Source organism: Natronorubrum bangense (assembly GCF_004799645.1).
GTDB lineage: Archaea > Halobacteriota > Halobacteria > Halobacteriales > Natrialbaceae > Natronorubrum > Natronorubrum bangense.
The window spans coordinates 2908637-2927089 of record NZ_CP031305.1 but is presented as its reverse complement, the minus strand read 5'-3'; the positions used below and the strand labels follow the sequence as shown (position 1 = coordinate 2927089).

Sequence of the window (18453 nt, the reverse complement as noted above, 5' to 3'; positions counted from 1 at the left end):
TGGCGACAGCCGTCTCAAGTTCGCCACTAGTTAGCGACGAGGTCGCCTGCGTACTCTGCCTCGATCCGGACTCACCCCATCGTGATCGATCTCGCGGGAGTCAGCCTGCGTTCCAACGGCAGACTCGAGGCGCTCGAGTCGTCCTCACCATCGATGCTCTCCGAACAGCCGGCTACAAACGCCGTTCCAGCACCGAGTAGCCCCATCGTTTAGTATCGATTGACGTCAGTCATCTCCTGGCGATGGTCGATAATAGGCGATCAGCGTATCCGTCAGCGGGTCCAACATGAGTGATCAGCGACCGCGCGTTCCATGTGACAGCCGGTTCCAGATCACTGTTCGGCCGGCCGTTCAGTTGCCCGACGGAGCAATCCGAGGAGCGCGATCGCCTCACCCGTCGTCAGATCAGCCCGACCGTACACGCGCCGGAGCATGCGCATCGTTTTCTCGCGTTTTTCGACGGGATGGTTGAGCTCTTCGAGCAGTTCGGCCCACTGGTCGTAGACGCGATCAATGGTCGGTTCGGGAGCCCGAACACGCTCGAGGTCGGGTAGCTGTGTCTCCTCGTCCGTGAGGGTGAGTGAGCGGAGTTCGTAGAGGGTGATGGTTGCGGCCTGCCCGAGATTGAGAACGGGGTAGTCAGCAGCGGCCGGAATCGAACAGATCTCATCGATTCGGGCGAGTTCGTCGTTGGTGAGCCCGACGCGCTCACGGCCGAACACGAGTGCCGTGGGTGCCTCGACAGTCGCCAGTCGATCCGGAAGCTCGGACGGTGTCGAGTACGGAAATCGAACGTGGCTGTGGTCGTCTTCGTTGGTCACCGCTGTACAGCCGATGGTGTGATAGTTCTCGACGAGGTGGTCGAACGAAACCTCCGTCGCGTTCGGCAGGATGTCCTCGCGAGCATGCCCCGCAAACCCGTAGGCTTCGCCGTCAGGATCGAGTGCTGGTGGATCGACGAGCAACAGTTCGTCAAACCCGAAGTTCTTCATCGCACGGGCGATCGTTCCAACGTTGCCCGGCGACTGGGCATCGACGACAGCGACCGTCGGCGGTGTCCGTGACCGATCGGCCAATCCATCGATATCGGATGTCTCAGCAGTCATCGGTCCTCGAGTGACCCCGTTCCGAAAGTAAGGGAGGAAGTGTTCGTCACGATACCGTTCGGTTGAGGTCTCGAACTGAAACGATTGGGCCACAAGATCGCTGTGGTGTCGTCCATACCGGGCAAACGCACTGACCGGCCAAAAGAGACGTGTTCGCTGGGGACAGGATGCTACTGAGTGAACGGACCTGTGTGAGTCGTGACTGTCTGGGAACGCGGTGTTCGATACACTGTCTGTGTGGTGTTCTCTGTCATCTCGTCTAGAGAACGGTCTCACTAGTATACTAGTACTAGATCTAGGATACTAGTGTATTGTATCGGTCTCTAGAGCAAACACAGGACGGCTAGTTATTATAACAACTCTTGAATCCCATTAGAACACCGCGTGGACTGAACTGGTGTCGCAACCGGAGTTTCTTCTGCTATTCGGGAGTCAATTGGCTTCTATCGGCCGATATCGTGGACTTGCACGTTGAATCGGATTCAACAAAGGGGACACACACCCCCCTCGCGTTTGTAACGGCACAAAGGCAGGGGGGTCTCTACGTGGAACACACCACAGTCGCGGATGTAAAATCGGGCCGATAGCATCTCAATCGACACAAAATCGGGAATAATCGAACACCCACCCCACCTATTCGGCGTTACAAACGCGAGGGGGGTGTGTCCCCCCTCTAGTAACCGCGAACTCCGTCGGTTACCGGGAGTCTCGTACTTTTTCGGCGGCTTTCACGACAGTACCGTCACACTATGGGTAATAGCGCTGTCATAATCACATCTCAATCCATCACGTCTGTCCCGCCACTCTCAGTTCACTCCCGGCCGTTCACTGGGACACGCCCCCTCGCGTTACATCCGCGACGGGGGTGTCGGTGTTTCACATACTCGACTCCTCTCGAACAGCCCACACCCGGTGTTAGAAACGCGAGACTGCTGTTCGACAGCTATCTCGCATAGTGGGTGAAATCCGCAGGTCTTGTGGCCTATCACTCGATGTTTACATCCGCGATCGATCTCCATAGCTTTATTTCAATCCAGTTGGAAGCCACGGGGTAACGAAATGTCCGCCAACGACGATCGTGATCCACTCTTTCGGTACGACGATCCGGTCTTTGCCGACGAGCGCTTGCTCGAGATCACGCACCTTCCCGGTCCGGACCGGATCGTCGGACGCGATGAGCAAATGCAACGGGTGGCGGACGCCCTGAATCCCGCGATTTTCGGGAGCGAACCGAACCACCTGTTCATCTTCGGCAAGACTGGCACCGGCAAATCGCTGATCTCTCGGTCGGTCACCCAGCGAGTGATCTCGGAAGCACGACGTGACGACGTCACGGTCAAGTACGCGTTCATCGACTGTGGCGAGCAAAACACCGAGGCGTCGATCGTCAAGACGATTGCCCAGATCGTCAACGATCCCGACGAAAGCGGCGTCACCGTTCCCGACCGTGGCCTCGGCACCGGCGACTACTACAAACGCCTCTGGCAGTCGGTCGACCACTGTACCGACGTTACCATCGTCATCCTCGACGAGATTGACATGCTCGAGGACGATGAAGTGCTTCGAAAGCTCTCCCGTGCCGGCGAGAACCGACGGATCTCAGACTCGAGTATCGGTATCATCGGCATCTCGAACAAGATCGATTTCCCGGATCATCTCTCCGAACGCGTCAAATCGAGTCTTTCCCGGGACGAACTCGTGTTCTCGCCGTACGACGCCAACCAGCTCGTCGAAATCTTAGAGAAACGACGGGACGCGTTCCACGAGGAGGTGCTCTCTGACGACGTGATTCCGCTGACTGCCGCGCTTGCAGCCCAGGAACACGGCGACGCGCGCAAGGCGATCGACATCCTTCGAAACGCCGGCCGGATCGCAAAAAAGCAGAACGCGACACAGGTCACTGCAGATCATGTCCGAGACGCCAAAGAGAAGACCGAAGCCGACCGATTCAACGAGCTGATCGAGGGCTCACCCCAGCAGGCCAAAGCGATTCTCTACTCGCTGACGCTGCTGACCGAAAACAGCACGGAAAAAGAGTTCCCGACGAAAATCATCTACAACCAGTACAAGGAAGTCGCTCGTCGGCTCGATTTCGACGTGCTCTCGGAGCGTCGCGTCCAGGAGATCCTCCAAGAGCAGAACTTCCTCAACGTGATCCAGTCCGAACGCGAGGGTCGTGGACGGGGCCGCGGTGCCCACGCCAAACACCGACTACTGGAGAACCCTTCGATCGTCAGGAAGGTGCTCTTGCGCGATTCACGACTGGCCGTCCTCGAGGAGGACGCTGCGTAACTCGGTCTTTTAGGGGATATTGATACTTTGGTCTGTTGACCAGACTGCTGTACTGTATTGAGTAAACGTTCAACAGACAGTGCCCAAAACTCGCCAGCGATGGCGAATATCATCAAAACGCTGCAAGAAGTGACGATGGAGAACCAGGCAGCGACGGCGATCGGTGGCGACGACTCACTGACGTTCTCGAAGTTCTGGTCGCTGACCGATCGGTTCGCTGGCGGTCTACAGGCTCGTGAGATTACTGCCGGCGACGCCATCGCGATTCGGCTGTCGAATCCTCGAGCGTTTCTCATCGCCTTCTATGGGACACTCAGAAACGGCTGTGTACCGGTGACAATGCCGACTGACTACCGCACCGACGACATCATCGCGGTACTGAACGAAACCGGCTGTGACGCGTTCGTCACCGACGAGACACCGTTTCTGACGATTTTGAACCGGGCTGACGAGACACGTGTCGCGATCACGGTCGACTGTGATGCACGGATGGGAGTCACGTTGTCGGCGTTTCTCGACAACGACGGCATGAACAGTGCTGGCTCACGGACTGGAATCGACGTCGTGCGACAGTCAGACAGCGATCGAGGGCTGATCGCGTACGTCGGACACGACGATGGCGAGCCACTCGGTGTAACCTACACACACGCGGCGCTGGCTGGCGCTGCCAGCGTCGGTCGCTCGATTCTCGAGCGAGACGGCACACAGTGCCATCTCGGGAGTCTCCCGCTGTCGAATCCGCTCGAATTGATGTATGGCACAACAGCCACGATACTCGACGGTGGGACGTACCTGCCACACCCACAGTGGGACCCCGAGACGGTCCAGTCGTTGTGCTATACAGACCGTGTCGATCGGACGTTCGTCTCACCGTCGCAGTACGAGACGCTTGCGGCACTCGAGATCGATGCTGACGAGACTGTCGCCGTTCTCGAACCGACGACGGCGGCGCTCGAGGAGCACGAGGACGCTGTGACGCGCCTCCGTGGTCGTCCGGAGACGGGACTAACGCACGTGCGAACGTCGGCTACCGCCGACACCTCGCCACGCTGGGAGACAGTTCCGATGGTCGAGAGCTGTGTGCTCGAGGACGGTGCTGACGGCGAACTCGCCGTCAGCGGTCCGGCAGTGATGGATGGCTACGTTGGCCGCCCGGCGCTGACCGACGAAACCATCGAGACGAACGATAGCACTCGATGGATCCGAACTGGTGTTACCGGCGACGAGCCGGGCCTGTCCCAGCCCGGAGACACTACCGACCTCGCTGACAGCATCTCGAGCTGATGTGATCGCCCTGCGAACGCCCGCCCAGTTCTCCGCAACCGCGGTACATTTCAGGCTGCTCTCCACAGACAGCGTATGAACAGTGTCGACGCGGCGGGATTGGGAATCGGCGACGAGTACCCGCCTCGGATCATGGGTGTGTTGAATATTAGCGAGGAGTCGCCCTACGATCCAAGCGTATACGACGACCCCGGGGAAGCGGCCCAGTACGTCGACGAAGAACTGATCGACGAGGGTGCCGACATCGTCGACATCGGCCTCGAGTCGGCGAACAAACGCTTTGATGTGCTCTCCGCCGAAGAAGAACTCGAGCGGCTTCATATCGCACTCGAGACGATCGACCGCGTCTCCGGCGATGCGATTTTCTCGATCGAGACACGCTATGCGACGGTGGCCGAGGAGGCGCTTTTACAGGGATTCGACATGGTCAACGATATCGCCGGCTTCGCCGATCCGGAGATGCCAGCCGTCTGCGCAGAACACAACGTCGCTGTCGCGAAGATGGCGAGTCCACCGGACCTCGAGCGCCCGGGCGCAGTCGGAGAAACCGACTGGGCCGCACGAAAGTCGCCGGAGTGGGCGGCACAGGCCGAGTACGTCGATCAGGTCTACGAAGCACTGAAACAGAACGGGATCACCGAGAAGACGATCGTCGACCCGGCCTTCGGGGGGTGGAGTGAAGCCCAGACGCTCGAAGACGACCGAGAGACGTTCCGCCGACTGCGGGAGTTCCGCGCGCTTGGCCAGCCCATGCTGGTCTCGATCAACCGGAAGAACTTCCTCGGGGAGATCGCTGGCCGCGAAACCGACGAACGGCTGCCAGTTAGTCTCGCAGCCACGTCGATGGCTGTCGAACGTGGCGCACACGTCATTCGGACCCACGATGTCGCCGACACCCGTGATGCAGCACTCATCGGACATGCGTTTACCGAGCGCGCAAGCACGGCTACGGCGGCATTTTCAGTTTCTCGACTCGACATTCACTCGAGTCGTGACCTCCGTGCACACCTCTCGACACGTGGTATCGATCCGACGGCTGCCGACGACTGGTCGACAGTCGCGATCGAAATCGACGGGCTCGACGAGGATGCACGAACCCGACTGCTGTCGGCTGTCACCGACGTCGATTCCAACGTGGAGTATGTGGACACTGAACATGCACTTCTCGTTGGATCGAGAACCGGTATTTTGGACGTTTCAGCCCATCTTCTCGAGGAAAGCGGCGACGGACGCGCGCTCGCCGATGCACTCTCAGAAATGATTGAGTAAGAGAAAGCTTATGCCGGAGGATTCGAAAAGTGATGGTGGACGCCGGGCGGCCTCCCGGGTAGGGGTACTTTGGAGGCGACCCCCGGCCCACAACACGAATTATTGTGGTGCTACATCGACCAGTGATAACTCGAGCACTGAGTTGGTTGCTCGAGACATCGCTGTCGCGCTGTTGGCCCACCACTGACTCCAAGCCCGAACACGGATACGACTCCACGCCTCATTTCGAGTATGCACTTCGACGAGTGGGAACCCGTCTACGAGGCGATTCTGGACGACTTCGGCTACGATCGGGCCGGTGACGAGCGAGCCAGAGACGTGCTGGCGTCGCTGACCGACGAGTTCAATCTCGATCGACTCTCGAGTGTTCGAGATGCCACCGTTGCGATCGCCGGGGCCGGACCATCACTCGACGACGAGTCGTCTCTCGAGCGGGCTCGAGACACAGACCTCGTCTTTGCGGCCTCGACGGCCGCCGACACGCTCGCAGAACACGGGATCGGCGTCGACTGTATGGTGACGGATCTCGACAAAAATCCCGATACGGTTCGGCAGTTGACCCACCAGGGGGTGCCGGTCGCGGTCCATGCCCACGGCGACAACGTTCCCGCGGTCCGGACGGTCGTTCCCGACTGTGCAGCCGACGCCGTGTTGGCGACGACACAGTCTACACCACGGGGGTCCGTCCAGAATTTCGGTGGCTTCACGGACGGCGATCGGGCAGCGTTCCTCGCGGACCATCTCGGAGCTGCCCAGCTCGTCTTCGTCGGCTGGGATTTCGACGACCCCGCGGTCGGCCCAATGAAGGCACAAAAACTCACGTGGGCCGAACGGCTGCTGTACTGGCTCGAGTCGCGACGTGGCGAGCGCTTTGGTCTCTTGGACGGCCGCCGAGAGTCGATCGAGACGCGTGCGCTGCCGCTCGAGTGACAGTTCTGGTGTGTCCTCCACGACCGAATCCTGTTTCTGCTCACTCGATCCGATAGCTGGCGATCTCCGTACAGCCACAGGACGGACAGTTCGAACTGCCCGACTCGAGTGTCGTCCCGCAGTGCCGACACTCCTCGATGACCGTCTGTCCGCCGTCTCGTCTGAGGACTGCCGCGAGTGCCGTTCGCAGTCGTGATGGGTTCGATTCTTGGGACGGTTGGTGCTGGCGCTGCATGTTCAGCTAGCCGTGTATATCATGTTTCGTTATTATACTCTTACCACGAATAACACAATAACTGATACTACATCATCCCGTTACTGTCATTCATACTTTGAATAATGGGGTGATTTATTGATATCGGCGACTGTCTCTCCACTCCTCGAGCCACGATTTTGCTGCCCGACACCGACTCGGCTACTGGTGAGCCACTGGACCAACGGTAGCACCGACTTTACAACAGATTGATTCGACGACTCGACGCGTTCGACCTGAGATACACTGTACTGTCCTAACATGTGGCTACAAGAAGATACGTTCTCGAGTCGAACACGCTTCTGATCGACGCTCCTGCTCGCTTAAAGCACCATCTCGCCAAGCTATCGCTTCGGGAGTAAGTCCTATACGCTGTGGTGGCATAGCCGGGGGCACATGGCTGACGTCGCTCCATCGGTGACTCGTCGAGGGTTGCTCGCTGCAGTGGGTGTTGGGACCAGTGCCCTCGCTGGTTGCTCGGAGCGACTCTGGTCGCAAGCGGAGACCACCGGCTCGGACCAGGTTTCTCTGCGGATCAAAGCTGTTCCAGCGGACGACGATTATTTCGCTGCGACGATCGCGAGCCAACTCCGTGAAAACTACGCTGCGGCCGGTATCGACGCAACACACGAGCCAGTTGCCAAAGCGGAACTGTACCGTGACATCCTCCTCGAGGGCGACTACGACGTCTTCGTCGCGAGACATCCTGGACTCGATGAGTACGATGCGCTGTACGAACTGTTACACTCCCGGTTCGTCAGCGAACCTGGATGGCAAAACCCGTTTCACGTCTCCGATGTGACGAGCGATGACTATCTCGAGATCCAGCGGGAAGCCGACGAATCCGACCGCCAAGACGTGCTCGTCGACCTGATCGAGCATCTGTTGCGGACGACACCGTACACCGCCGTCACGTTCCCGTACGCCGTTAGCGGTGTGACGGAGTCGTTCTCGCTCCCTACTCCACCCCGCCGACCCCACGAGTATCTCGAGTTACTGTCTTACTCGGAGAACGAGCCACGGGATGGTCCACTCGAGGTGGGTGTCTTTGGCGAACACCTCACCGAGCGACTGAACCCGATCACCGTCGACCGAAACCGAATCAGCGGGCTGTTGGGGCTGGTGTACGATCCGCTGGTCAGACAGATCGGTGACGAGTACGTCCCGTGGCTGGCCGAGGACGTCGAGTGGACGACAGAGGGCCGCGTTCAGGCCCGTGTCACACTCCGAGAGGGCGTCGAGTGGCACGACGGCGAATCACTCGACGCCGAGGACGTGGCGTTTACGCTCGATTTCATCGGGGACACCTCGATGGGTGAGGTCGACGGTGGCGTCCCTGCACCACGCTATCGGGGTCGACAGACGCTGCTCGGGGGAACGGACGTGATCGATAGCCGGACGATCGAACTGTCGTTTCCCGCGGCGAGTCAGATGGCTGCTCGCCGGCTGCTCACGATTCCCGTGCTTCCAGCACATATCTGGGCAGATCGGTCGGAAGTCATTGCCGATCGCCAGACACGGGCGCTCACGACCAACAACGAGGACCCAGTGGGCTCCGGGCTGTTTGCGTTCTCGGAGGCTACGACCGACGTCGAAGTCGAACTCGAGCCGTTCGACGGACACGTTCTCCGCGAGACGACGGACCGTCCGGCAGTCCTCGAGAACTTCTCACAGTTCGAGGGACTCACGTTTCGGATTGCACCGAACCCGGGCGCGATGGGTGACGCACTCGTCGATGGCGACACCGACGTGACAGCAAGCGAACTGCCGCCCGGAACTGCTCGTGATATTCGGACAGCGGCGACCGCCTCGACAGTCACTGGAACGACTAATTCGTTCTACATGGTCGGCTACAACAGCCGGCAGGACGAACTCGGAAACCCGAACTTCCGGCAACTCTGCTCGCGACTGATCGATCGCGAGCACGCCGTCCGTGAGTTTTTCGAAGGGTTCGCACAGACGGCGACGACCCCTGCGGCGCTCGTCGGAATCAGTGAGTCCATGGCGTTCGACAGCGACCTCGAGGACAGGTTCGAATCCGACCCGCTGAGCTTTCCTGGCACCGACGGGGAGCTCAACACGTCCCGCGTCCAGTCACTGTTTGAGGATATCGGCTACAGATACGAGGACGGTCTCTTACTCGAGTAAGCCGTTGTTGTGAGACACGAACTGGGCGGCGTTCGATTGACGCGTCGCGTGTGGGTCGTTCACGCGAAGGCGGCTGGTCGTGATCGCAACCCGTTTGAAAGAGTTAATGGCTCGCAGACTGTAGGGTTAGTACACGAACCGCATGGCACTTGCCGAAGTACTGCTCGAGCTTGCCCTCGTCGTAGTGACAATGCTCGTGACTGCGACGCTCGTCATCGTCGGCCCACGCAACGTGGCCGCCGCGTTCCAGGATTTTCGCTGGCGTCTCGAGGCGTGTCTGCTGCCGTTTGCCGCGCTCGTGGTTGTCCTACTGTTACGGTGGTCGACACAGGACGTCGTCCAGCGACTCGAGCGACGCGTCCTCCGAAACAATATCACGCCATACCTGTTTGAGTTCGATCAGGCGCTTTTCGGGACGGATCCCGTCGTCGTGCTTCAGTCGCTTCAGACCGACGCTGTGACGTCGTTTTTCGTCTTCATCTACATCTATGGCTACGCGTTCTTGCTCCTGTTTCCCTTTATTGCGTACTTTGCACTCAAGGAGATGGACGAACTGTCGATGCTCGTGGTTTCGTTTACCGCAAACTACGGGATCGGACTGATATTCTATACGCTGTTCATTGCGTTTGGGCCTCGAAACGTCGATCCACTGCTGTTCGACGGGCTATTGTACGATGCGTTCCCCCAGTCTCGGACGCTAACAAACGAGATTAATCAGAATACGAACGTCTTTCCATCGCTGCACACCTCGCTGGCGATGACCGTGTTCTTCCTTGCGTGGGTCACCCGAGATAAGTATCCGCTGTGGCTTCCTGTCGCCGGATTTCTCGCGATTAGCGTCAGTCTGTCGACGATGTATCTGGGTATCCACTGGTTTTCAGACGTCGTCGCTGGCACGGTTCTCGCGCTTGTCAGCGTCTACATCGGCGTCAACTACACGGTCGAGGGGCTCATCGCGTCGGTTCGGCGCTTTTTCGAGACGAGGTTCGGACCGCCTAACGCCGATGGTGAGTAACTCGGCGACGAGCCACCCGATCCTGGCTCGTTGACGCACCTCGCCGCTACCCCGATGTTTTCGACACTCGAGTCGTCAGTTCGGACATGGACCTCTACTGGCATCGTCGTGACCTCCGTGGCACCGACAACCGGGGCCTCGCTCGTGCCGCCTCGCTCTCGACAGAACCGATCGTTCCTGTTTTCGTCTTCGATCCGACTATTCTCGAACACGCTTCACCGATCCGAGTCGCCTGTCTGCTCGAGGCTCTCGAGGGGCTTCGGGCGTGGTATCGCGAGCGCGGCAGTGACCTACTCGTCGTCCGTGGTGAGGCAAGCGACGTGATCCCCCAACTCGCTGCCGAGTACGACGCCGAGACCGTCGTCTGGGCGACCGACTACAGCGGGCTCGCACACGAGCGCGACCGGGCCGTGACGGCGGCACTCGAGGACGACGGCGTTACCTGCGAGTCAGTTCACGACTCGATTCACCACGAACCGGGCTCGATCACGCCGAACGAGGGCGAGCATTACTCGGTGTTCTCCTATTTTTGGAAGAAATGGCGCGACCGGGAGAAACGGGAGCCGGTCGATGCGCCAGCTTCGGAGGCGCTTGCAGCGATCAGTGGAGAGCCACTGCCGTCGCTCTCGGCGTTGGGGTTTGAGGAACCATCCTCAACGCCACCATCGGTCACACAGGCGGCCGCCCGCGAGCGCGTCACCGAGTTCTGTTCGGGTCCGATCTACCGGTACGCCGACGATCGTGACAAGCCAGCCGTCGACGGAACCTCCCAGCTGTCAGTCCACCTCAAGTGGGGCACTATCGGGATTCGCGAGGTGTACGAGGCGACCGTGCGGGCAGCGACGCGGGCAGCAACAGACGACGACCGTGAGAGCGTCAGCGCCTTCCAGCGCCAACTCGCCTGGCGGGAGTTCTACGCCCACGTTCTCGAGTTCAATCCCGAGACGGTCACGGAGAACTTCAGCGGGTACGAACACGACATTCCGTGGCGCCAGGATCCCGACGAACTCGAGGCCTGGAAAGCCGGTGAGACGGGGTATCCGATCGTCGATGCCGGAATGCGTCAACTGCAGGCCGAGGGATGGATGCACAACCGCGTTCGGATGCTCGTCGCCTCCTTCCTGACGAAAGACCTCTTGATCGACTGGCGCGAGGGGTACGACTGGTTCCGAGCGAAGCTCGCAGACCACGAGACGGCAAACGACGTCGGCGGCTGGCAGTGGGCCGGCTCGACCGGGACCGATGCCCAGCCGTATTTCCGGGTATTCAACCCGATGAAGCAGGGTCGCGAGTACGACCCGGACGCCGACTACATCCGCGAGTATATTCCCGAACTCGAGGGCGTTCCGGCCGACGCGATCCACGACTGGCACGAACTCGAGTCGGCTCGTCGGACCAGCCTTGCGCCGTCGTACCCGGAGCCGATCGTCGACCACGGGGAGCGCCGAGAGCGTGCTATCGCGGCGTTCGAACAGGCTCGTGGGGAGTGAGACGGTCAGCTATAGCAACGACTGAAACGATTTATATACCGACCACACGACAGCTGTGCGATTGGGTGTGCGGTGAGGGTTAGTGGCGACGAGAGCTTCGGTCGAAACTCGGCCCCGTCACCCAGTTCGTCGGCTTCCGTCTGACGGGTTTATCATATTGGCATGTCTGACAGTATCCTTATCAAACATACCGATGTAGCGACAGCCATGACACCACCACAGCAACCATCGTCTGCTGAACTGGGCGCCCCAACCCAGCGCATTATCGAAGCAGTTGCCGCTCACGAAGGCGTCGATGTTACTGCTATCGAGCCACCAGCGTACGAGCCGCTGTACACTGTCATCGATCCGGAGGCACTCGATGCTCTGTTCCGAACGTCGTCGCCTCACTCGGAGACGACAGCCCGTGTCATCCTCGAGTATGCGGGATACGAGATCGTTGTCCACGCCGATGGACACGTCGAGGTGAGTGAGCTATCGACGACAGAAACGCGACACACTGACCGCCGACAGAAACGCAACACGCCGACTGCCGACTGAAACGCGACTCGAGCGGCCAGCGAACTCCCAGTAGCGCGATCAGCAACGGGACGCTTGCGCTGTCGATTACTCGGCCCAGTAGGCCGCACCCGGCTCCGTCTCGAAGACCGCACGCTCGAGCAGATCGATCGCTTTCTCTAACCCTTCGCGCGAACTGGTCAGTGAATCCTCGTGTTCAATGCTCAGTGCACCGTCGTAGTCGACCATCCGCAGCGTCGAGACGATGTCTTTCCAGTGGGATTCGCCGTGGCCGTAGCCCACGGATCGAAAGAGCCACGAGCGGTTTGGCTCGTCGTCGTAGGCCGTGGTATCGAGAACGCCTTTCTCACGCGCCTGTGACTCGTATATTTTGGTGTCCTTGGCGTGGAAATGGTGGATCGCGCCGCGCTCGCCGAGATACCGGATTGCGTCGGTGATCGTGATCCCCTGCCAGTACAGATGCGAGGGATCGAAATTCGCGCCGATGCGATCGCCCGTCTCCTCGCGCAGCCGCGCCATTCCGTGGGGTTCGTAGACGAGCATGTTCGGATGCATCTCGATGGCGATATCGACGTCGTGGTCGTCAGCGTACGACTCGAGGTCGGCCCAGTAGTCGACGGCTTGCTCCCATTGATACTCGAGTGCGTCGGCGTGTTCCGGCGGCCATGGTGCGGTAATCCAGTTCGGTACCTCGTCGTGGGGCCCTCCTGCGGGTAGCCCCGAGAAACAGGTGACGACGCCGACCTCGAGTTGACTCGCGAGTTGGATCGCCTCACGGAGCTCCGTATCCGCGGTCTCGGCCCGTTCGTCGTCCGGATGGAGCGGATTGTTGTGAGTCGCCAGCGCGCTGATTCGCATGTCGTGTTCCTCGAGCAGATTCTTGATCTCCTGTTGGGCGCTGCTATCGTCGAGGTAGGTCGTCCGGGGGAGATGGTCCTGTCCGGGGTGGCCGCCGACGCCCGGCTCGATTGCGCCAACGCCGAGATCCGAGAGATACGACAGCGCGCCCTGGAGCGATTCGTCCGCTAGTGGTGGGGTGTGAACGCCGATTTCCATACAGGCACGGACAACGAGTGGCGAATTGAATGTTACCCCGCGCACGGTGGCGCGGGGAATTCTGCTCTCACGAAGGCAGGCTTCCTGTTTCGATGACGTGACTTGCAGACATACGCTGGAAATCAGCGGTGTCCGTAGCGGTCACAGTCTCCACAGGCGTATCTTCGGGCCATCCCAGCCCTAATTCAGAAAAGCCTCTTTTGAGAACGTTCATCGCCGCATTAGCGTCCCTATCGGTTTCGAAACCACAACTCGGGCAGGAGTGTTCCCGAACCCAGATGGACTTCGCCGTCTCCACGCCACACGATGCACACTCCTTGGTCGTCCCTCGAGCTTGAACCTGCACGACGTGCGTGCCGTGTAAGTCGGCCTTGTATTCGAGGAGCGTGATGAACTGTCGCCACGCCACATCCTGCTTGTTGCGAGCGTTTCCATCTCCCTGAAGCATACTCTGAACGTTGAGGTCTTCGATGAACACAGCGTCGTACTCTGTGACTAGCCACGTCGTCAGTTTATGCTGGTAGTCAATCACTTTCCGACGAATGTGTCGCTTGATCTTCGCCACTTTGAGCCGCTGTTTCTCGTAGTTATTCGATCCGTGTTCTTTCCTAGACAGTTTCCGTTGCTCTCGGCGGAGTCGTTCGTACTCGTCTTCAAGGCCAAGCCAATCCACCGTCTTGCCGTCGCTGGTGTGGATGTAGCTAAGGATGCCGAGGTCAATACCAACACTGTTGCTCGTATTGAGTGAGTCCACATTGGGTTTCTCGGGAAGGCCACCATCGTCGGTTTCCAGTCCAAAGGAGACGAACCACTCGCCGGTCGTCTCCTTTTTGAACGTCACCTCCTTGACAGTGGCATGGTCAGGAATCGGTCGAGAGTAGCGAATTTTCACCCAGCCAATCTTACTGAAGCAGACATATGCGTACTTGTCGTGGCCCCTCTTTTCATCAAGGTCAAAACCAGACTGGTTGTACGTCACACTCCGGTACTCTGTGGGTGCTTGCCGCTTGAGCCGACCAACTTTGTATCCTTTCTCTTTCTTCTTACGAAGGTTGGAGAGGTTGCGGTGGAAGCGTGCGACTGTAGCTTGGGCGGCTTTCGAGTGTAGTTCACCGAACACAGGCCACTTGTGTTTCCACTCGGGGAGTTTGTTGTTCTGGTCGTACTCACTCGGTTTTCGCCCTCGGGACTGTTCGTGTAGTCCCATCGGATGTGGTTGTAGAGTTGGCGATGAATGTCAAGATGGTGTTTCAGTCGCTCCGCTACCCCTTGTGTCGGATAGGCGTGATATCGGTGACTGTATTCCATCGCTGTCTATTGATTAGAAACATGTCTACTTAATAATTTGTATCACGAGTTGTCGGCTTCATCCCCGACCACGGTGGGTTGGGGTATTCGCCTTGCTTACAAATATAAAACGGGGGCTGGCAGAGAGACGTGAGCCGGCGCGTCTCACTCGCCGGGCCAGCGAACGTCAGCAGGAAGCGACCGCGATGTCCCACGCAAGTGTCGGCCAGTGACTTATTTTTCCGACACGACTATTCCAGACAATGGCCCGAGACAAGCAACTCTCACGGCGGTCAGTGCTGCGTTTCGGTGGCGGAACGGTCGCTGCCGGCCTCATCGCAGGGTGTACCGACGGTGGCGGAGAGGTCGAAGACGACCCCGAAACTGACGACGAACTCGAGGAAGAAGCCGACGACGCCGACCCGCCGGAAACAGGGCAGGACGACGACTGGGAGGCCGTCGAGACAATCGAACTCGAAGCCGACGCTGAAGACGGGTGGGTGGGGCGGCAACCGGATGCGATCGAGGGCAACGAGAACCCTGACATCGCCCTCTATGAGGGCACTGAGTACGAGTTCATCTGGACGAACATGGACGGTGACGGCCACAATCTTGCCATCTGGGATGACGCTGACCCGATCGTCGCGTCCAGCTTCGTCGACGACGAAGACGAGACAATCGAGTTCACCGTTGAGGCAACCGACGAGATGGAGATGTATCTCTGTGAGGTTCACAGCGACGATATGGTTGGCTCGATCGAAATCCGATCCGAGTGAGCCGTCCGTACGCTTTGGCACGCCCGCAACCCGATCTGCCCTTTCTCGTTCACGGACCAACTCGCCGTCCAGTTCTGGCTACCGTCGATCGTGGCAGCGCTCGCACCAGCGTCGCGTCCGGCGTGTACGCGACGCGGTCGGTCGGCGATTTGACTGCAATGAGTTTCCAGAACCCGGGCGAGTGAAATGTAATCTCACACCGCCCGCTCTCATCAGTCTGTTTGCGCTTCGAGCCAGCCTCGACGATCGCTCCCTCGACCGGCTGATTCCTGTTGTCTCGAACACGAACGGTGAGTGGACGCCCCACAGGGAGTTCGCGACGGCTGATCTCGAGGACGAGTGATCGCTTAACCCTCATGTGGAGTGCTACCACGACGATGCGGAAAAATATCGCCCTGCAAACGATCGTATCTGGCGGCCCCATCTCTCGAGTGTGTCGTCGCGTTCGACTATCGCCCGATCAAGTTCACGGCTGCCAGTGCGACCGCACGACAGGTCGCGATCGCATCGGTACATCGGGACAGCAGCCCTCTCACTCGTCGACACTGATCGTGTGTCCTGCCTCGCTCGAGCGATAGATCGAGTCGATCACTCGCTGGACAGTGATCGCCTGCAGGATGCTTTCGTCGTCGACATCGCCGCGGCGGATCCGATCGAAAAACGCCTGCTGTTCGTCGGAGTGGGTATCGTTCTGGCGTGTCTCGATGGCAGTATCCTCCAGATGGTCCGGGCCGACATTGCTCGCCGAGTGGAAGGTAAGGTCTCCTTCGAGCAGATCGAAGCGAGCGGCCGCTTTCGTTCCGCGAACGACGAACTCGTGGGTTGCCGGTCGGTTCGTTGCCCACGCCACTTCCAGCGAAATCGTCTGATCGCCCGCACAGCGGACGAACGCACTGGCAGAGTCATCGACATCGAAGCTGGTTGGACCTTCGTCTTCGCCCCACATCTCGAGATACGCGTACTCCTCGCTCGAGCCGAACTCACCGCGTGTAACACCGGTCACTTCGTTGATGGCGGGGTAGTCGAGCAAGAAAAGAGCGAGATCGATGGCATGGACGCCGAGATCAATCAGGGCGCCGCCGCCGGCGATCTGCCGTCGAGTAAACCACGAGCCACGGCCTGGAATTCCACGCCGACGGACGTAGTTGGCTTCGATGTGAGTCACCTCACCAAGTTCGCCACGGTCGATCCGGTTGCGGATGATCCGGACCGTGTTCGAGAACCGATTGTTGAAACCAACCATACTGTGGCCGTCCGATTTGGCTGCTGCGTCGGCGATTCGGGTTGCACTCTCGATCGAGTGTGCCAGTGGTTTCTCTAAAAGGACATGGAGATCGCGTTCGAAGGCGTCGACGGCGTACTGTTCGTGATATTTGTTCGGCGTGGTGATGATGATTGCATCGACGTCGTCGTACAGCTTGTGGTGATCTTCGTAGACATCGGCGTCGTATCGACGAGCAAATCGTGATCGGGCCTCACTGGCGACGTCCATGCCGCCGACGAGTGGAACGCCGAGCTCAACGAGTCGCTCTGCGTGATACTGGCCGATGTTACCCAGGCCGACGATACCTGTTTTGATGTCGATTCGGTCCATTGTCATTGGCATGGTGTCATGACTGGGGTGTCCATTTCCGTACTTATACAGTCAATACTGCTATATTAAATCGTGGTGCCGAAGGGTCTTTTATCCGTTGCCAAACGATTGCTGGTCTCACTCCACGGTTCGATTTCGATCCCTGTCGGTACCGTGACGATCGTAACAACTGAACCGATGTACACATGCATCGAACAGCCATCACGCGATGCGGTGTGCAGTGACGTTCAGTGGCTACTAGAGGTCAGCTATCAGCCCCCGCCGGCGCCGTTCCGGGTTCGCGTTCCTGCAGATCGGTAATGCCATGGACCAGCGCGTCACCGGTTTCCGTATTGAACAGGTGGATATTCGACCGATCCAACACGAGATCAACGTCCTGGCCTGCTTCGATATCCGTGTCAGGAGTGACACTCATTAGCAACTGGTTTGGCGACGTGGCGGGATCCTGCTCCATCGAGCCTGCTGCAGCCTCGGAGAGCAACAGGTAGACGAAGATCTCGTCGCCCATTGGCTCTAGGACGTCACTCTTGGCATCGATCGTCGTCGTCGGTGAGGTCAGCGAGTCGGCGTACCGGACCAGATGGACGTCCTCCGGTCTGACACCGAGCGTGACATCGTCGCCGACGGCCACATCCGGGATCCGGGACGGATCGACATCGACGGTGAAGTTGTTCGTCTCGAGACCGCCCTCGATGAGTTTCCCTTCGACGAAGTTCATCGAGGGCGAGCCAATAAAGCCTGCAACGAACAGGTTCGTGGGTTCGTTGTAACAGGTAAGCGGTGGGGCGATCTGCTGGAGCCTGCCCTTGTTCAGGACGGCGATCCGGTTCGACATCGTCATCGCCTCGGCCTGGTCGTGGGTGACGTAGATGATCGTTGCCCCGAGCTCCCGGTGGAGTCGCTGGAGCTCCGTCCGCATGTGGACCCGCAGCTTCGCGTCGAGGTTCGCAAGCGGCTCGTCCATCAGGAACACGTCCGGGTTGCGGACGATCGCGCGGGCGATGCCGACGCGCTGTTGTTGCCCACCGGACATCTCGCCGGGCATCCGATCGAGCATCCCCTCCAGTTGGACGATGTCGGCCGCCTGTTCGACGCGGCGTTCGATCTCCGCGTCGTCGTAGGTTCGGAGTCGGAGCCCAAACGAGATGTTGTCGAAGACGTCCATGTGGGGGAACAGCGCGATGTTCTGGAAGACCATCGCGACCCCCCGGTCTTTGGGAGCGAGGGTGGTGACGTCGTCGTCGCCGATGTAGACGCGTCCTTCTGTGGGCTGGGTCAATCCCGCAACCGTTTCCATTGTCGTCGACTTCCCACAGCCCGAGGGGCCGACGAAGGTAACGAACTCCCCGTCTTTGATCTCGAGGCTGATGTCGTCGACTGCCGTTTCCTCTCCGTACTGCTTCGTGACGTGTTCGAGTTGTACTCGTGCCATTG

General features: G+C 59.3%; 15 protein-coding genes and 1 pseudogene. 9 read left to right on the top strand and 7 right to left on the bottom strand.

Annotation, left to right across the window (positions count from 1 at the left end; all coding sequences use genetic code 11):
• Nucleotides 1-332 precede the first annotated feature (332 nt).
• Nucleotides 333-1106 carry an RNA methyltransferase gene (locus DV706_RS14610; RefSeq protein WP_049889966.1) on the bottom strand — a complete coding sequence of 258 codons (774 nt, stop codon included), beginning with the start codon at nucleotides 1104-1106 and terminating at the stop codon, nucleotides 333-335.
• 1059 nt (nucleotides 1107-2165) lie between these two features.
• On the opposite strand from DV706_RS14610, the gene DV706_RS14605 reads away from it, so the two are divergent.
• The 4 genes from DV706_RS14605 (at nucleotide 2166) to DV706_RS14590 (ending at nucleotide 6881) form a co-directional block, all read left to right on the top strand.
• Nucleotides 2166-3398, top strand: a complete 1233-nt coding sequence (locus DV706_RS14605) for a Cdc6/Cdc18 family protein (protein ID WP_006067526.1) — start codon at nucleotides 2166-2168, stop codon at nucleotides 3396-3398.
• 99 nt (nucleotides 3399-3497) lie between these two features.
• The gene (locus DV706_RS14600; RefSeq protein ID WP_006067525.1) at nucleotides 3498-4682 is read left to right on the top strand and encodes a class I adenylate-forming enzyme family protein; all 1185 of its coding nucleotides are present in this window, start codon (nucleotides 3498-3500) and stop codon (nucleotides 4680-4682) included.
• A 75-nt stretch (nucleotides 4683-4757) separates the two neighbouring features.
• A complete protein-coding gene (folP, locus tag DV706_RS14595) occupies nucleotides 4758-5951 on the top strand; it encodes a dihydropteroate synthase (RefSeq protein ID WP_006067524.1) in 1194 nt (397 codons plus the stop codon).
• A 231-nt stretch (nucleotides 5952-6182) separates the two neighbouring features.
• On the top strand, nucleotides 6183-6881 hold the full coding sequence (locus tag DV706_RS14590; RefSeq protein ID WP_006067523.1) for a 6-hydroxymethylpterin diphosphokinase MptE-like protein: 699 nt from the start codon (nucleotides 6183-6185) through the stop codon (nucleotides 6879-6881).
• 40 nt (nucleotides 6882-6921) lie between these two features.
• On the opposite strand, the gene DV706_RS14585 is transcribed toward DV706_RS14590, so the two are convergent.
• Complete coding sequence (locus DV706_RS14585; RefSeq protein WP_006067522.1) at nucleotides 6922-7116, bottom strand: hypothetical protein; 195 nt, start codon at nucleotides 7114-7116, stop codon at nucleotides 6922-6924.
• A gap of 414 nt (nucleotides 7117-7530) precedes the next feature.
• Here DV706_RS14585 and DV706_RS14580 point away from each other — a divergent pair, with 414 nt between their 5' ends.
• The 4 genes from DV706_RS14580 (at nucleotide 7531) to DV706_RS14565 (ending at nucleotide 12327) form a co-directional block, all read left to right on the top strand.
• Complete coding sequence (locus tag DV706_RS14580) at nucleotides 7531-9282, top strand: ABC transporter substrate-binding protein (RefSeq protein ID WP_006067521.1); 1752 nt, start codon at nucleotides 7531-7533, stop codon at nucleotides 9280-9282.
• A 142-nt stretch (nucleotides 9283-9424) separates the two neighbouring features.
• A complete protein-coding gene (locus DV706_RS14575) occupies nucleotides 9425-10297 on the top strand; it encodes a phosphatase PAP2 family protein (RefSeq protein WP_006067520.1) in 873 nt (290 codons plus the stop codon).
• 86 nt (nucleotides 10298-10383) lie between these two features.
• Complete coding sequence (locus DV706_RS14570; RefSeq protein WP_006067519.1) at nucleotides 10384-11787, top strand: cryptochrome/photolyase family protein; 1404 nt, start codon at nucleotides 10384-10386, stop codon at nucleotides 11785-11787.
• Between the two features lie 207 nt (nucleotides 11788-11994).
• Nucleotides 11995-12327 carry a HalOD1 output domain-containing protein gene (locus DV706_RS14565; protein WP_006067518.1) on the top strand — a complete coding sequence of 111 codons (333 nt, stop codon included), beginning with the start codon at nucleotides 11995-11997 and terminating at the stop codon, nucleotides 12325-12327.
• Between the two features lie 66 nt (nucleotides 12328-12393).
• Here DV706_RS14565 and DV706_RS14560 read toward each other — a convergent pair whose 3' ends face one another.
• Both DV706_RS14560 and DV706_RS14555 read right to left on the bottom strand, forming a co-directional pair.
• Nucleotides 12394-13362, bottom strand: coding sequence for a sugar phosphate isomerase/epimerase family protein (locus DV706_RS14560; protein WP_006067517.1), 969 nt, complete (start codon nucleotides 13360-13362; stop codon nucleotides 12394-12396).
• A gap of 67 nt (nucleotides 13363-13429) precedes the next feature.
• A pseudogene (locus DV706_RS14555) lies at nucleotides 13430-14670 on the bottom strand (RNA-guided endonuclease InsQ/TnpB family protein).
• A gap of 242 nt (nucleotides 14671-14912) precedes the next feature.
• Here DV706_RS14555 and DV706_RS14550 point away from each other — a divergent pair.
• Nucleotides 14913-15425 (top strand): twin-arginine translocation signal domain-containing protein, encoded by a 513-nt coding sequence (locus DV706_RS14550; protein ID WP_006067515.1) that lies wholly within the window; start codon nucleotides 14913-14915, stop codon nucleotides 15423-15425.
• 49 nt (nucleotides 15426-15474) lie between these two features.
• On the opposite strand, the gene DV706_RS14545 is transcribed toward DV706_RS14550, so the two are convergent.
• From DV706_RS14545 to DV706_RS14535, 3 genes are all read right to left on the bottom strand, one after another.
• Nucleotides 15475-15783: a hypothetical protein gene (locus DV706_RS14545; protein ID WP_006067514.1), complete on the bottom strand. Its 309-nt coding sequence runs from the start codon at nucleotides 15781-15783 to the stop codon at nucleotides 15475-15477.
• Between the two features lie 174 nt (nucleotides 15784-15957).
• A complete protein-coding gene (locus DV706_RS14540; protein WP_049889961.1) occupies nucleotides 15958-17025 on the bottom strand; it encodes a Gfo/Idh/MocA family protein in 1068 nt (355 codons plus the stop codon).
• Between the two features lie 238 nt (nucleotides 17026-17263).
• Nucleotides 17264-18451: an ABC transporter ATP-binding protein gene (locus tag DV706_RS14535; protein WP_006067512.1), complete on the bottom strand. Its 1188-nt coding sequence runs from the start codon at nucleotides 18449-18451 to the stop codon at nucleotides 17264-17266.
• Nucleotides 18452-18453: the final 2 nt, after the last annotated feature.